At 31.5% G+C, this 17668-nt stretch carries 11 protein-coding genes and 1 pseudogene; 2 read left to right on the plus strand and 10 right to left on the minus strand.

Annotation, left to right across the window (positions count from 1 at the left end):
• Positions 1-796: 796 nt before the first annotated feature.
• Positions 797-1219, minus strand: a complete 423-nt coding sequence (locus RINTHH_RS06955; protein ID WP_044304829.1) for a KGK domain-containing protein — start codon at positions 1217-1219, stop codon at positions 797-799.
• 368 nt (positions 1220-1587) lie between these two features.
• The gene (locus RINTHH_RS11245) at positions 1588-1803 is read right to left on the minus strand and encodes an HAD hydrolase-like protein (RefSeq protein WP_408005762.1); all 216 of its coding nucleotides are present in this window, start codon (positions 1801-1803) and stop codon (positions 1588-1590) included.
• Positions 1804-4102: 2299 nt separating this feature from the next.
• On the opposite strand from RINTHH_RS11245, the gene RINTHH_RS11380 reads away from it, so the two are divergent.
• Together RINTHH_RS11380 and RINTHH_RS11735 are read left to right on the plus strand one after the other, a co-directional pair.
• Positions 4103-4237 carry a hypothetical protein gene (locus RINTHH_RS11380; RefSeq protein WP_008234693.1) on the plus strand — a complete coding sequence of 45 codons (135 nt, stop codon included), beginning with the start codon at positions 4103-4105 and terminating at the stop codon, positions 4235-4237.
• Positions 4238-4308: 71 nt separating this feature from the next.
• Positions 4309-4572: a response regulator transcription factor gene (locus tag RINTHH_RS11735; RefSeq protein WP_408005763.1), complete on the plus strand. Its 264-nt coding sequence runs from the start codon at positions 4309-4311 to the stop codon at positions 4570-4572.
• Positions 4573-4934: 362 nt separating this feature from the next.
• On the opposite strand, the gene RINTHH_RS11250 is transcribed toward RINTHH_RS11735, so the two are convergent.
• The 8 genes and pseudogenes from RINTHH_RS11250 to RINTHH_RS06995 form a co-directional block, all read right to left on the minus strand.
• Entirely contained in the window at positions 4935-5168 is a 234-nt protein-coding gene (locus RINTHH_RS11250; RefSeq protein WP_008234697.1) for an NAD-dependent epimerase/dehydratase family protein, read from the minus strand.
• 216 nt (positions 5169-5384) lie between these two features.
• A complete protein-coding gene (locus RINTHH_RS11255; protein WP_008234698.1) occupies positions 5385-5525 on the minus strand; it encodes a hypothetical protein in 141 nt (46 codons plus the stop codon).
• Positions 5526-6755: 1230 nt separating this feature from the next.
• Positions 6756-8147, minus strand: a complete 1392-nt coding sequence (locus RINTHH_RS06970) for an NAD-dependent malic enzyme (protein WP_196794895.1) — start codon at positions 8145-8147, stop codon at positions 6756-6758.
• 1813 nt (positions 8148-9960) lie between these two features.
• Entirely contained in the window at positions 9961-11337 is a 1377-nt protein-coding gene (gene murD, locus RINTHH_RS06975; RefSeq protein ID WP_008234702.1) for a UDP-N-acetylmuramoyl-L-alanine--D-glutamate ligase, read from the minus strand.
• An 86-nt stretch (positions 11338-11423) separates the two neighbouring features.
• On the minus strand, positions 11424-13574 hold the full coding sequence (gene glyS / locus RINTHH_RS06980) for a glycine--tRNA ligase subunit beta (RefSeq protein WP_044304831.1): 2151 nt from the start codon (positions 13572-13574) through the stop codon (positions 11424-11426).
• Between the two features lie 724 nt (positions 13575-14298).
• Positions 14299-15148, minus strand: a pseudogene (cysW, locus tag RINTHH_RS06985) (sulfate ABC transporter permease subunit CysW).
• The gene (gene cysT / locus RINTHH_RS06990; RefSeq protein WP_008234706.1) at positions 15135-16001 is read right to left on the minus strand and encodes a sulfate ABC transporter permease subunit CysT; all 867 of its coding nucleotides are present in this window, start codon (positions 15999-16001) and stop codon (positions 15135-15137) included. The pseudogene cysW and the gene cysT overlap by 14 nt, the downstream one beginning before the upstream one ends.
• Positions 16002-16095: 94 nt before the next feature.
• Complete coding sequence (locus RINTHH_RS06995; protein WP_008234707.1) at positions 16096-17130, minus strand: sulfate ABC transporter substrate-binding protein; 1035 nt, start codon at positions 17128-17130, stop codon at positions 16096-16098.
• Between the last annotated feature and the right edge of the window lie 538 nt (positions 17131-17668).

Here is a 17668-nt window from a genome sequence, read left to right on the forward strand (position 1 = left end):
CAACTAATTGTTGCAATTAATACTGACTTATTATCGTCAATAAATTAAATATAATTACTTTTCAATTAAACTATCAAAGAGATTATTTAATCCTAGTAAAGTTATTTTTATCCCTTTAATATCTTAAAATTTAGAATAGAATATTTGCTAAAATCATAATAAGACTAAAGAATAATGTTATTAAAATAAAGTTTATTTACAAATAAAAGTTTAGCAATAATGCTATAGGTAATAAGAACGAGTGCTATGAGCTATAAACCAATTAGATAGGAAAGCTTTTAAATCTCTATTAATAATCTTAATTATTATCTATGAGTAATTAGTATATTTGTATATAATTCCAAAAAATTCTGGGTTTATATACAAATATATATTGGGCAATCTGCGAACAAATGCTTTTTATTCTGCTTAATTCTATATTTTATATAAAAATTGAATTGGTTAGGGCTTATATTTCAAATAGACAATGCTTAATCTGCCAATTACTGAGTGTATTTATCCTAGTATTTCTAATCATTAAAGATACCATCCGCAGAGGAAAAATTAGATAATTATAGGAGACTAATGACTATGTCTCTATAAAGATTATAAAGGTGATCACTTGACCTATAATCAAAATAATTGAAACTGAGTATCATAACTAGTATTTTATTTTTGTTCCTACTAGTTAATTAGAGAAATTTTGTTTGATATCAAATTGCAATAAACCTAATCAAAGAATTTGTCTAAAAAATTAGACTAAGTCATAATTAATTGGGGAATTAATCTAAATTTGCTTATTCTAAATAATAGATAACTAGTCTTCAGATAATATTTTGAACATATCTTCTAATAAAGCATCATATTCTTTAGCATTTTCTAGCTCAGGAATAAATACAATATCTACTTTATTTGTGTGGGGTTGGAGATGTGATACAAATACCTTAATATTAATTTTTCCCTTCTGCCAGCCAGAGTTATTAATCTTTAATATTTGGCATTGATTAGTATATAAATAATTCATTTCGGCCAAACTTATTTGATTACTATTTAGTGTTAAGTTACTTAAGGTTTGTAAAATAGAAGCACCAGATTCTAAACTATTTTCATTATATGTTCGTCTATTTAATTGCCCTTGTAATTGTTGCTCTATTAACATTTTCAGCTTGCTGACCTTAAAAGCATTATCATCTATCAAAATGACATCATCACTATCTAAAGATATAAAATTATTCTGCATCTTTGGTTATTGTCAGTTAATTAAAAATGAGGGGAGTAACACTTGTAAAGTGTATCAGTTTATTTTACTATGTTGTTATACTTATGACATCTAAAAAAATAATAAGTATTGGTAGTTTATTATGAAAAATTTGGTGATGTTACTAACTTGTTTTATTATTTCATAATACTAGAAAGTTTTCAATTAATACAATTATCGAACAGATTTACTTAAATATAAGAGTTGAGGTAAATCCATAATCGTTTATTTATAAAGTTGAAAATTGTCATAAATACTCCATTCTCTCTCAAAATATTAGGGCTATGAGTAGATGTAATAATAATGAGAATACCCACACTTATGGCTGAACAAATTCCTGAAGGGGAATGTTATAAAGTAATACAGTTAGATGCCATTTTTTCATTTCCATGTATTTGCTGTAGTGCTTTCTTGCAAGGAATAGGAGATGATTTTCCCGCAATGCAATCATCAGCTAAAATGACTGTATCGAATATATTTTTTATTTCTAGTAACTCCATGATGTAATCAACATTTAACTTGGTTATATTAGTCACTAATGCATATTTTAAATGATGTTTCTTTATCCAGGTAACTAATTATTAAAATTCTCCCTCTGTAAGATTTTTTAACTTTTTGACGAAATAATTCGTCTTTATAGTTTGCTAACTTCTTACTTACTTCCAATGATAATTGTGGTACGAGCTTTTTGATTATTTATGGGTTAGTACATCCACTAATATGATTTCGATAAAAGTACTCATCAATGTCTAGACCATCGATTAGCAGAACTTTTTGCTAAACCTGAAAGTGAATAGGGTCAGTATTCATAATTATCTCATCTAAGTCAAATAAAATAGCAGATAGCATATAATCTAAGGGTTATGTATCAAGTCTATGTTAACTATACTTGTATAGTCTACATTATTTTATTTTCCTAATAATTACCTCCCCAGCAATAGGGTAACTGAACTTTACATGCACAAATACTTATTCTAAATAGCACTAGTTTATTTTATAAAAATCAATAGTGAGAAATCAACATATTTATCCTTAACTATCCTACTGAATATCCAAATTGATCCTGAATTATTACTCCCAAGTTCTTACTAATTAATTATTTCAAGATATTATTAGAGATCAAAATATATAGCTGATAACTCCATATAATTTTTGCTTTATAATTACGCTCACCACCATAACTTAAGAAATTTATCTATAGCTATCCACAGTTAATAAATATAAAATACTAAAGAATTTCATGCTTATTAACTGGCAGTTTAAGTTTTTAATATGTTAAAAGTTTACAGTTCAAAAGTAGAATTGCACTAGTAGATTTTAGTAATTATTCAACGAACTTTAAGAGAAATGAATGTTATATAAATCATTGTATCTTACCTGAAGGGTAGTAATACTTGAGGTTAATTTTAATAAGACTCAATTATTTCAAGCTTTAATTTATTTAGGTATTGATTTATAAAAAGTTCAGTATCCCTATACTAAATAGATAGTTGGGGATTACAGCAAATTATTTTGCTGGCTTTAACTACTTTATTCCAGAATAATGAATGAAATAATATATTGGCCTCTTAATAAATCATTAGGGTCAAGGCAATAATATGTAGAATTAAGTGTAATTGTATCTCTATATTAATACTATTAAAATAGTAACATGTAAGATTATGCTTTTTTAAAATTGGTAATTTATTTATAGATATATTCCTCATAATAATCTTGATGTTATTTTTTTGATTTTCATATTGTGATGCTGATACACTTAAATCTATTTAAGTAGCCAGAAATAAAAAATAGCTATTATCACAATTTATTTAGGAACAATTAACTATAATAGCAACGGATAAAAATTAGTATAAATAACTCAACCAAATATTTATGTATGGATTGGAATATCAAAAATTAATTAGATATGAGGAATACCTAAATGTCAATTAAATTAATCTCTGTATTATCACTTAAAATTGTTGTAAATTAAGTTATTTTGGTTACTAATTTATTAGTATCTGTATCTTCATGAAAATTCTCAATATACTTCCAGCATTACTGGAATATTTTAAAGTTATGTTAATTAGTTTTAGCTAGAGTGGTAAAAACTTTGTTTTAGCTATTTTGTACATTAATTATTAAATCTCAGCACACAAAAATATTATAAAAAAACTAATTTGCCATTCAGATTTTCACTAAAAAAGTGGGCATAAGGAATAATACTTGTTTGTTTTAAATGTTTTTTAATTTCACAAAAATTATGAATATTTTCCTAAAATACTTAAACTACTATATATGTTTTTACAAGTATAATTATGCTATATTTCCTAGATCCATAAACATTCATATTATACAGTATTATTAATTGATAGCAAAATGAATAAATAAAAGTCCTCACAGAGGAATATAGTTTGAATACTAGTATTTGGCTTACTAAATTAGTACATATATTTCAATTAGTCCTAGGAGTATCAATCATCTAAAGATAATATATATTTTTACGAAAATATTAGAATGGGAACAAAACTAATAATCCATACATAATTTATTTATATCAAGTTTTACAAAAATTTTGTAAATTGCAAATATAGTAATTTTTTGAAGCTAGAACACTAGGGTGATAATGTCTATGATCTCAAATATTATTGTGGTAAATGATGAACTAGGAACTCATTTTTGTAATTGTAATTATCTTGGTTTTTTCTGTTTGTAAAGTTCTTGATACTAATGGTGGCTCATAGATATTAGCTATAGTGGAATAAAACCATATATATTGGCTTACAACTGATATTGTTATCTCTGAAACCAATGTTTATGAACTAATACACCAATCATGAAAACAGCTAATATTACGTTTATTACTAATAATTTTGTTGAATCAGTGTGCTAAAACTGGGAAAAAAAATTTCCGGTTATCAATCTATTTACTATCTATACTTGCCCAAGCCATTTGAGTTAGAGGAATTAGGTGCAGCAATCCAAAATTTTTTAGTAGGATTAAAGATAATTAAATTATAATATAGCTCTACTGTAAGGAGCAAAATACTATTGTAAAGTATTATTTAAATCTTGGCTTCATGACTTATTAAATAACCTCTGAGTTAACCACTAAAGAGCAAGAAGTCCTACACATGTTAAGCTATAGTCTTTCTAATGCAGAAATAGGAAATAAGTTACACTTTAGGCCACACATAACAGAAAAATATTTGAGTAGTCTATTACTCAAAACAATGACTAGTAATAGAGCTGAGTTTGTGCATTTTGTAATTAGGTATAGATTAGTAGAGCAAAATAGTGGTTTTTGTTTAAGTCAAATTGATTTTAGGAAGTATTCACTAAAAATCACAAGTTAAAAGTCCACGAATTACATAATAAATTGAGGAGATACATACCTAACAGTAGGAAGTATACAAATTAATGAATTTTTGAATCCCAACATCAATCAGTATATTAGGCTGAAAATCAGCACCTCTAACTATATCACTAACATCAGCACAAGTTATAGAAACATCTCCAGGGTACATTGAGAGTAGGTTTTTTCTGATTTTCTTTCTAGATAAGTCCTACCTGAATAATATCTACCGATCTTACTGGCTTATTATTGCCAATATTATAAATTTTTTAGGGAGTTTTGCTTATATCATTCATTAGAATGGGGTATTTTATCAATGAGACAAACGATTACTTCTACAACAGCATCAATATCAGTAAAGTCCTAATACATTTTTCCATAATTAAATACATCTATAGCTTTCCCTACCAAAATTTCCTGGGTGAACTTGAAATACACCATATCTGGACAACCCCAAACACCATAAACTGTAAATAATCGTAGTTCGTTAGTAGGTAATCTATACAAATATTTGTAAGTATGAGCCATTAACTCATTAGATTTTTTGCTATCAGCATATAAACTAATTGGGTAATCTACATTATCACCAATAGACAAAGGAATTTTGGTATTGTCACCATAACCTCAACTAGGAGATACGAATACTAGATGTTTAACTTATGAATCACGATATCCCTCCAAAATATTGACAAAAACCACTAAATTGCTATCGATATAGGAATGGAGGTTTTGCATAGAAGAACTTACACTTGCCTAAGCTACAAGCTTAACAATTACGTTAAATTTTTCATCTTCAAATAGCTGTGCTATGGCTTAGCGATTTGCCAAATCTAATTTTTGGAAGCTAAACCCCGGCTTACATTCCAATGGGATAAGCCAATCTCTTTTCAGGGAAATATTATAGTAGTTATTGAGGTTATCTAAACTGGTTACACAATGACTATTTTCAAGCAAATCATAACTGAGGTGAAAACTAATAAATCCAGCTACACCGGTAACTAAAACTTTTTTCAGATGACAAGTCTTACAATTCTCATTTATATATTCTGTATATTAATATATGAATAATTAAAGTAGTTTGGAAATAAATCAGCATTAAAGTTGAAATTCTGTCATCTCATTTGTTTATAAAGCTTATTATGGACTGTCCTATAATCTGGTAAAAGTTATAGAGTTCATTACCAATAAATATTAAATATGTATCAAAATTGCCTTATTTAACTGTACATGTTCTACTACAAGAATCCAATACTAACAAAATAGTTTTCACAGACTACAGGCTATTAACTCCACTTTTAACTTTCATTATCTTGCTCTCTGATTAATTTATAATTTTAGAGCTTTTCATTAAAAGTTGGACCACAATTATAATATTATATTATTTTTATAATTAAAAATATCCAAAATCTATTTAAGTTTAAATATTACTAAATATGCTTTCTTTTATAAGATATTTTCAAGTTGATCTTACTTGAAATTCATAGACTTGTGCTTTTTTAAGAATTGATAGCATTGAGTAGGAATTGAAATTCCATTTGTTGTAACTACCTCAAATTTGTCAATATGATTCATGAACTGTGCTAAAAAATTAAGTTTATCTTCTGGTGATGCAGTATCCTCAGCCTGATTATACTTTGAAATAAATTATGATTTATACATATAGTAATGGTATTTAACGTAGTTAATCTCAGATAAAAATCATACTAAATCGAATGTCAGATTAACATTCGATTTAAAAGTAAATATAAATTTACTTGCTCTAAAAGATTAAGCAAATTAGCTATTTATTACCTATCAAATACATATTTGAATATAATAAAACATACTAATTTATCTTTTAAGTTGTTGATTTTTGTTAATAGTAATTCAAGCCTTAGTGAATCGGTTTAGCATTGTCTATATATGTTTCTCTCATTTAAATACCTGTTCAATGTTTAGTATTTTCTCTGTCTAGCCACTAGCTTCCTATTTTCTCCTTTCCCTAAAAACTTTGATTGGCAATAATTTATTTTTCTATTCAGGACATTAACATTCATAATGGCATGGAGAATAAATAGCCTTGCTCTTTTAAAATAAAAATTAGGGAGCAGAGAATTAGAGAGTAGAGAATGGGGAAACTATGACTTTATGCCTGTTAGTATACAATTCCACTTTGATGAGATTCCGAGTCCCTGCTTTTTTCAGCTAGCAACAAGCAATACCTTCTTCACGGGCAACTTTTTGCACAGCATCTGAAACAGCAGTAACTACACGTTTGTCAAAAACAGAAACTATAATATTTTCTTTGTTTAAATCAGATGGTCCTATTAAGGAAGCGATTGCATTTGCTGCCTCTAAATACATATTACTGTTAATGGTCGCAGCCCGACAATCTAATACACCACGAAATACTCCAGGAAATGCTATAACATTATTAATTTGATTGGGGTAGTCGCTACGACCTGTAGCAATTACAGCAACATCATCATAAATTAATTCTGGTTGAATTTCAGGAATAGGGTTTGCCATGGCAAAAATAATGGGATCTTTTGCCATAGATCTTACCATGTCTGGATTTAGAACTCCTGGAGCACTCAAGCCAATGAATACATCAGCTCCTTCTACTGCTTCAGCTAAAACTCCACAAGCTTTTATGGCAAATTCCTGTTTTTCTGGAGTTAAATTGGTGCGATTGATAGAAATAATACCTTGAGAATCACATATGCAAATGTTTTTGGAACCAGCTTTGCGTAATAGCCTTGCCACCGCAATCCCAGCGGATCCTGCACCATTAATTACAATCCTAACTTTTTCGATGGATTTACGAACCAATTTTAATGCATTAAGTAAAGCTGCTAAAGTGACAATTGCTGTACCATGCTGATCATCATGAAACACGGGAATATCCAATTCTTGCTGTAATTTGGCTTCAATTTCAAAACACCTTGGAGCAGCAATATCCTCTAGATTCACCCCTCCAAATACGGTGGCAATATTTTTGATAGTATTAACTATTTCATCTGTATCTTGGCTTTCTATGCATATGGGAAAAGCATTAATGCCAGCAAATTCTTTAAAGAGCATGGCTTTACCTTCCATAACGGGTAAAGCAGCAGCTGGACCTAAATTGCCTAAACCTAATACTGCACTACCATCAGTAATAATGGCGACCATATTTTGCTTAATGGTGAATTCATATACTTTTTCTGGTTGTTTGGCAATTGCGCTACAAATTCTTCCTACCCCTGGGGTATAAGCCATTGCAAGTTCAGAAACATTGTTTAGAGGCATGCAATTAGCAATGCTGATTTTACCCCCCTGGTGTAAATTGAAGGTACGATCATAAACATTTAATACCTTAATATCAGGTAAAGCCCTGAGGCCCTGAACAATTGTCTCAGCATGTTCCGTACTGGAAGCATTGACAATAATATCACGTATGGAAGTTTCTCTAGTTTGCTCAATTAAATCAATTGGCCCCAAGTTACCACCACTAGATGCAATCGAGCTAGTAACAGTAGCCAATATTCCTATATAGTTAGGCAACTCTATGCGAATAGATAGACTAAAGCTGGGGTTTGGTGTAAGGTTTGCCATGCTCATTTATTTTCCTTGCTGATGATATGGAGTAGCTATATTTGGAGATGTAGTGAACTAGTAATGAACACTAATTAACTCTTTTTAGTTGAGAGGTCATCTTACATAATAAATTGTCCCTAGTTGAAAATATTGCCATCACTTTTACTGTTTTCATTATGGTTACTATAGCAATAAGCTCTCCAAAGTTATTCTTAATATGTAAAAGCCCCCTACCACCATAACCTCAAAAACCAAACTGTTCACTAAATTGATCCATGGAAAATTATTACCTATACTCATGAGATAATATTTTTCCTTTGCATTACTTATTTGTAATAATATAAATACATCTTTAGGCTACTTCTAGATAATATTAGATGTTGCTAAAATTATGTAATTTGTATTTATACTGAAAGTATTATTAGACACAATTGTATTGCTATAACCAAAATTATAAATATCTTATTACAAATAGATGAAATTTGACTAAATTTTATCTATTTGTAAATTTTAACATATACTTTTATTTAAAAAATCAATTAGGATTAGGAATGACTAGTATCTAGTTTCAAGTAATTTATTATGATTTAAGTAAATTAAATATTATTCTCCAATACCATAAGGCTATGGATATAAGTTCCATCTATATTAAGGTATTACTTCTGGAAATCGCTAATAAAAAAGTCAAAGAAAACGATTTATTCCTTATTAATTTTAAGCTGTTAAATAACATATCTATTATACCTTAAGTCATAATATTATATTTACTTCATAAAATGCTTATCAATCCATAATTATAATTATATATGAGTAAAACTATAGAAAGCAATATGAAATTATTGGATATTCATCTATAGTAAAAAATCGAATTTACAGATTTGAAATAAATTAGCAGAACAAATAGTGCTGATAAAAGATTGAGCACTGAATAGTATCCCTAGTTAACAAGTCATATACAATGATGTTTTATATACTGCTATTCAATTAAAATTTGCTAAGTAATTGGCGATTTTTAGAAAATAGTTAACAGTATTACTTCAAGAAATATTGATAATATTTACTATAGCCATTATTGAGAAAATTAATATTAATTATCAATGCAAAATAAGTTATCCATAAAATTATAAAAGTTTTATATTTCCTTATACAAAACTTTCTATGGCAGCCAACTATTATTAGTTATAATGCTTTTATATTAGCATTAATTTTCAAGTCTTACTTATAAATATTTAACCAGGATATATTTTTACTTGGATGTAAGTAATTGAATCAGTTGATTGTCAACCTATCTCATTTAGAGTCTTTTACTATTCCTTATACCTCAACTAAAATGAAGCGAGAAGTTTAAATTTATAAATTTTGGCTTCTTGCTTATTTTGTCTCTGCTACTATTGTAGCTAAGTTTCTTGCTACGAGAATAAACTTAGCTACAAAATTTTAGTTCTATTAGCTTCCAGATTATCGTTTCTATACTGTTATTTAATTTAAAAATAGGATAATTGCTACAGAGTATTAAGTTACAATCTCTAATTTCGTTCTGATTTCTACCCAAAAAATCAGTTAAAATATAGCTATCTGAAAGCCGAATTTTACTTTTTTATTTTCAGTAGATAACAACTATAAAACATACTCTAGTATATTTATACTATACCTCAAGGAAAAACCCTAGATACTAAATCTAGTACTTTCATAGGTAAGTTAATTTATTCTAAGAAAGTTTTAAATAAAATGTAATTATGTATACATATAGAGATTGAAAAATACTCAATTCTAATATTTTTGAGGCCTTACTACCTCTTTTAAACCATATTTATAATAAATACATTAGCTTCTAGGTATTCCCTGACCATTCCAAGCATAACCTACGGAATTCATCGCCGCGCGCTTCAAAGTTGGGATATTGGTCAAAGCTAGCACAAGCAGGGGATAATAGCACTGCAGAAGCTTGATATTGCTGAGCCAACTCAGCCGAACGTGGGATAGCATTTTCTAGCGTTAATACAATCTCATAATTTTTATACCCCACCTCTTGTAAATATTGTGCAAATTTGGTTGCTGCGTTACCAATCAATAATACTGCCAACGCTCGAACTTTTATTGTATTTATCCAGGAGGTATAATCACCATACTTTTCTTCCCCACCTGCAATCAAAATTGCTTTATTAACCGATGCCAAACCCATTTGTGCTGCATCATAGTTGGTAGCTTTACTATCATTAATAAAATCAATATGATTCCAAGTGCAAATATGTTCTAAGCGATGGGGCAGACCGGGAAATTCAGCTATGGCCTTATAAATAGTTTCCTTATCAATTCCTGCTAACCTAGCTGCGGATACGGACATGAGAAGATTCTGTTGATTGTGTTTCCCTGCCATCCGTAATGTACAAGTGGGTATTATTTTTACATCTGTCTCCACAGCAAGGATATTTGCAGTTTCCATTACCCAACCATCAACTATGTAAAAGCCCTTGTTACCAATTAAATAGTCTTTTCCCTTAATACTTGTCCAATAAGCATTACCCCAATGACTTAAACCTACTCTCATTAAATGGAGGTCGTCACCGTTCACTACTTGCAATTTGGATTGTTGTAACAACTGGGCTTTAATATTAAAATAATTCTCTAAAGTTCTGTGACGACTAAGATGATCAGGGGTAAATGTTGTCCACACGCCGATATAAGGAGATAGAGAAGTAGACGATTCTATCTGATAGCTGCTAACTTCTCCAATTATCCAATCTGGTTTGGTTGTTTGTAATGCAATCTCACAAGCGGCAATACCAATATTGCCGCAAGCTGGCGCATTGAATCCAGCTGTTTGAAAAATGGCAGCAATTAAAGCTGTAGTAGTGGTCTTGCCATTTGTGCCAGTAATCATAACCCAAGGGATCGATTGCAAATATCTCCAAGCCAATTCCATCTCGCCAATAGTTTCTATACCCATTTTGCGGGATTGTATTAGTATTGGTGAATCCCAGGGTACGCCGGGACTAACAACTATCAAATCCGGTAAGTCTGAGCCACACAGATCCAGAGAAGACCCCAGTTTAACTTGAATATGCTCGGAATTCAGCATTAATTGTTTTTCTAAGAAGTTATTGGATGTCTTTCTATCGCTAATTTCTACCTCCCATCCTTCCCGTCTTAATAATCTTGCTGCAGAAATACCGGACCTACCTAATCCAATTATGTGGGCTTTGGACATAGAATATAGTAGAAATTCCCTGGTTAAGCACTATGTTATGGTAGCGTGTTTTGGCATTGTGTAAGACTATTTATTATCGATTTTGGTTAAAAATTTTTGACTATCATGCGAAAATCACCTATTAGGAGAGAGTAGTTGCGCAATATACCCAGCAAATTTAGACGATTTTGTTTAATTACCGGGTCTGGATCTAATACTAGGACACTTTCTGGTCCATCAAGAAAATTGTTAACGGTGGGGGCAATTTTTGTTAAGGCAATAACTAACTGTTGGTAATTATGAGACTCTAAAACAGCTTGCACTTGGGGTCTCATCCTTAATATATCTTCATAAAAGGCAACCTCCGAGGGCTTTTGGAATAATTCTGTGTCAATTACATCTTCTGGATCTAAGTGATTAACCTCTAATTCTCCTTGGGCTGCTAATTTGACTGAACGGTTTATTATTTCGTAGATTTGATCTAGAGTGCCCTTCTGCCTCATTTCTTGTAGGAAAATAGCACGGTAACGTATATCCAATAAGTCTTGTAATGCCCGTGCTGTATACTCTGGATTATTTTCTCCTAAAATAGTATTCACCAAGTCATAATCAATTTGTTTTTCATCTTGTAGTAGCGTCCGGATACGTTGTAGGAAGAAATCTTCTAATGACTTAATTAATTTGTACTTGTCAATATCATGAACCTCTACAAAATCGGTGGATATCTGTAACAATAGCTGGTGTAAATTGACTGCCAAGTTACCAGCCCAACTAATATTTATTACTGCATTTGCAGCTCTTCTCAAAGCAAAAGGGTCAGAAGAACCTGTAGGAATTATTCCCAAACTGAAAATACTCACCAGGTTATCCAGGCGATCAGCTAAACCTACCACTTGTCCAGTTAGAGTTTGGGGCAGTACATCATCTGCACTTCTAGGTAAATAATGTTCAAATATTGCCTTGGCAACTAATTCTGGTTCTCTACTGGCCAGAGCATATTTTTCTCCCATTATTCCCTGTAACTCAGGAAACTCATTGACCATCTGAGATACCAAATCTGCCTTACATAACAAAGCAGCTCGGCAGATATTATAGCTGTCATCTTTACCTAGATGTAAGTGTTTGCTTATCAGGGCTGCGATTTTACTGATACGTCTAGATTTATCCAATACGGAGCCTAAATCTTTCTGAAATGTTACATTGGCTAGCTTCGGTAAAAAGCTATCTAAGGAATTTCTCAAATCAGTTTCATAGAAGAATCTTCCATCTGCTAATCTTGCACGTATAATTCTTTCATTACCAGTAGCAATGATATCTGACTTGTTAGGATCACCATTAGATATAGTGATAAAGTTGGGTAGTAATTCAAGATCGTTATATCCCCTAAAAACAGGGAAATAACGCTGGTGACTCACCATTATCTTGGTAATTACATCCACAGGTAGCTGGAGAAAATCTTTTTCAAAGTTACCTATTACTGTAGAAGGATACTCTACTAAATTAGTTACTTCTGCTAATAAGTCAGCATAAATCTCTGTATGACCATTGATCTTAGCAACTGCTGTTTGGATTTGCTTTGTAATTAGTGCTTTTCGTTCTTCTATATCTACAATTACATGTGCATGACGCAGAGCTTCAACGTAATCACTAGCCTTAATAATAGTAATAGACTTAGGATGTAATACCCTATGTCCATGTGAAATACGATCACTATTTACTATCTTAGAACCGTTTACCAGCGCCATTGGTAGTACCTGGTCGTCAACCAAAGCTAACAGCCAGCGGATTGGGCGAGAAAAGCGTAAATCCCCATCACCCCAACGCATAAACCGTTCGCCCTCCAAATTAAAAATCCACCGGGGAACTAGTTCTACCAAAACATCAGCCACCATACGACCAATAATTACCTTATCAACAAAAACAAACTCGCCCTTACCTGTGGTACGTATAACTAAATCATCTAATTCTACTCCCTGCTTTTTTGCAAATCCCTCGGCAGCCTTGGTAGGCTGGCCATCCTTAAATGCAACTTTTACATTAGGCCCCTTGACTTCCTCTTGGCAGTCCTCCTGCTGTAATGGTAATCCGGTAATAAGCACTGCCAAACGCCGGGGAGTCCCATAGATATTTACCGTATCGCAACTTAGATTATTCTCCACCAAACTTGCAGGGATAAAAGATTTCCATTCGGCAATTGCATCGCTCAAAAAGCCTGCAGGTAACTCTTCTGTACCAACTTCTAATAAAAAATCAGTCATAGGATTATTGTATGTTTTCAGTCAATTTCGCCATTTTACCCTGCTTGCTAATAATGTTACGGAAGGGATTATTTACATTCTTTAAAAATTATCTATACTTATTCCCTACTGGGGAAGTTACAATAGTATTTTCTTCCAGCTGTCTTACCTACCATCTTGTTATAATCCCATAGCAATGTTATGTGGTTGTAAAACATCTTCAGTTCAATTAATATAACCTTTCGGGTGTAAAATTATTCCCCAGAAAATGGGTAGAATTAACTTCTAATTTTTTCTTGCTATTATTGTTAACATATTTTATTACTTTCATATTCAACTATAATTTACTCAAGCTTAATTGATTTCTTGTATGGAATATATACTACATATACTATTGTGATTTTGGTAATTATTTATTGTCTACAAATAGTACCTAATATTGCTGGTAGAGAAACAATAACTTCCTTGTTCACTCTCGTTATTGTTTAAAATAGTTACTCTTACCTATATGCCAACTGAGAACTTATGATTTTCATTTATTAATAAATGAAAATCATAAGTTCTCAGTTGGCATATAGAAAATGCTTTATCAGTTTTGAACTGTGGGTTTCAATAAAATTCTCAGTAATAGAATATATGAAAATTTAAACTCAAAACAAGTTAGAATAATATGACCCAGGCGAAAGTGAGAAGTGTATTTCTAGGATAATACTCCGCAAGTAAGATCGCCCTTTGCTATTTTTGACTAAGTATTTTTAGTATGGACTTTAGACTCTAAAATTTGCTTTAATACCAATGTAATAATAGCTAATAATGCAAGTAATACCGCTGCTGAATAAGCTGCTTCTGCATCATAATTCTTATAGGCATCTTCAATATATAATGTTATAGTTTGAGTTTTCCCAATAATGTTACCGGAAACCACAGCCACAGCACCAAGTTCTCCAAGAGCTCTTGCGCTGGTTAATATCAAACCGTAAAGGAGTCCCCAGCGAATATTAGGCAGGGTAATGCGCCAAAATATTTGCCAATTATTAGCTCCCAATGTACCAGCAGCCTGTTCTTGATCATCTCCTATTTCTTCTAATACTGGAATAACTTCCCTAGCAATAAAAGGCATACTAACAAATGCCGTGACTATTACCATTCCAGGGAAGGCAAAAATAATACTCAAATCATGATTGTGTAACCAATGTCCAAACCAACCCTGTCTACCATAAACCAGTACCATCATTAACCCTACAACTATAGGAGAAATAGAAAAAGGTAAATCAATAATACTTAATAACAAAGAACGCCCTGTGAATGTATTGCGAGCAATTGAACAAGCAGCACACAATCCAAAGACAGTATTTAATGGTACAGCAATTAATGCTAATTTTAGTGTCATTCCAACTGCATGAAGAAAGTGGGACTGGCATATATTGGCAAAAAAATGGCTCTAATCCTTGATTAAATGCTTGGAAGAAAATGTTGAATGCAGGTATGTATATTATAAATGCTAAATAGGTGATCGAAATCCCAACCAAAATCATTGAAGGTATATTTTTTTGATGTTTTGGTTGGAATCTGTTTATATTTTCATGCTTTGTCATATTTTCTCCCCCAAGCTTGTAATAAATTAATTCCCAATAAAATTACCAGAGAAATAATTAATAGTACTGTACCAATAACCGTTGCACCAACAAAGTCATACTGTTCTAAACGCTGGAAAATTAATACAGGTGCAATCAAGTCCTTAAAAGGAGTATTAGAAGCAATAATCACTGTTGACCCATATTCACCCACTGCACGAGAAAAACCAAGAGCAACACCGGTTAAAATTGCTGGCATTAGGGATGGCAATATAACTCGCCAGAATGTTTGTAATTGAGATGCTCCCAAACTCCATGCAGCTTCTTCTATATTCCTGTCCATTTCCTGAAGTACTGGTTGTACCGTCCGAACAACAAAAGGTAAGGAAATAAATATCATCACAACAGATATACCCAAACGGGTAAAAGAAACTTTAATACCCATTGGTTCTAGCAAAGAACCTATCCAACCATTTTCACTGTAAACTGTAGCTAATGTTAAACCTGCTACTGTTGTGGGTAAGGCAAACGGTAAATCTATAGTCGCATCAATTATCCGTTTTCCTGGAAAATCATAACGTACAAATACCCAGGCGATCAATGTACCAAAAAAACCATTCATCAGAGCAGTCAGCATGGCAGTAAGAAAAGTTACGTCATATGTTGTTAATGCTATGGGACTTGTAGCAATGGCCAAAAATTCTGTTGGTGTAGTACTGGTTGCCTTCTGAAACATTGCCAATATGGGCAACAGCAGCATTACCGCCAAGTATCCCAGGGTAACCTGCCATGTCAACGACAGCCCGAATAAGCGATTGAGGATATTTTCGGGCTGGTTTATTTTGTAGGGTATAAATCGGGGAGGTAAAGTCATATAATTTCGTATTTTGGATTATTTCTAGGTGGCTTACTTTTCTTTGTTAGTTAATTAATGTGTGTCTTGTACAAAAAAGTAATAATACTAAAAATTAATGATTTATTTGATTTTGAATCTGATCAAACATTGCACCATTAGCAAAGAATTTTGTCTGGACCTTATTCCAACCACCAAAATCACTAACTTGATTAAGATTTTTCACTGGGGGATATTTAACAATTGATTTTTTGAATCCTTTGATATCAACCACTGGACGAAATCCTACCTTGGCAAATTCCGCTTGTGCTTCTGGTGTAAATAGTTGTTGTATAAAAGCTTCTACTACTTCTCTATTACCATGTCTATCAACATTCTTATCAACAATAGTAATGGGATTATCAATGGACACATTGATATCTGGAATTACATAGTTCAAGTGTAAACCTTTCTGTTGTGCTAGGATGACTTCATGCTCATAGTTAATTAATGCATCTCCTTGGCCTTGTTTTAAGAATGTTTCGGTCGCATCCCGTGCATCTCGACTAAGAATAGGAGCATTGCTATAAACTTTCGCAATATAATCGGTAATCTTAGCTTCATTTTTTTCACTTTTCATTCCTGCATTCCACAAAGCGAGAAAACTCCATCGGGCAACACCTGATGTTTTTGGATGAGCAGTAATTATCTGTACATCATGATTTGCTAAATCCGGCCAATCATTTATTTTTCGGGGATTATCTTTACGAGTAACTAATGCCACCACGGATTTGGAAACAATACTGTTGTTAGGAAGTCTGCTTTCCCATCCAGAGGCAATTAAACCATTCTGTTCGATTTTTTTTGTGTCTAGTGCCATTGCTAAATGGACAATGTCTGCAGGCAAGCCATCAATTACAGCTCGGGTTTGCGCTCCAGAAGAACTATAACTTTGATTGATATGAACTATTTGGTTATGTTCTTTGTACCACTTTTGAGTAAATTTAGGAATAATCGCTTTATAAGCATTTCTGGTTACAACAAATGAGGCAAGAGTTAGTTCAACATTTTTTGGTGGTTTGGCAACAATCCCGGTTTCAAAATTATGGGCAGTAACCACTATGATCAAACTCATTCCTACTAAAATTAGATATATAAAACGTTTTAGCATACTTAATATTTCTATAGTTAAATTCTAAGGAATAATATTGTTTCTTCACCAGACAGAAATCCGCATTAAATTAATCGGAATACAGTGTTTTTGTTAGTAACATTGATATTACATAACATACAAAAAAAAGCAATAAACTATGGCTATATAATGAATAAAGATTTTCAAGTCTAGATACCATAATTGATATGGTTTAGGGTATATTTACCAACCTAATTTTTTCACTAACTACACTAACTAACTCAACTATATTAGTTAACAATGCTACGTACAAGTAAGGAGATAGCTATTATTGCTATAAGTCTATAAAAACAAATATTAAACTAACATTTAAGCTCATATATGTAGGATTGATAAAGATTTTTACTTAATATATTAGTTTAGATATTAAGCAAATTAATTATATTTTATACAGCCACAAAAATGGAAAAATAAATTAAAAATTAACCATTGGTGAAATCATTATATAATGATCTCTTTTTAGAAAAACATGAAAAGCAAAATTTTGTAATTCACAGAATATTATTGTTTTTAGCCT

The sequence above is a fragment of the Richelia intracellularis HH01 genome, assembly GCF_000350105.1.
Taxonomy (GTDB): Bacteria; Cyanobacteriota; Cyanobacteriia; order Cyanobacteriales; family Nostocaceae; genus Richelia; species Richelia intracellularis.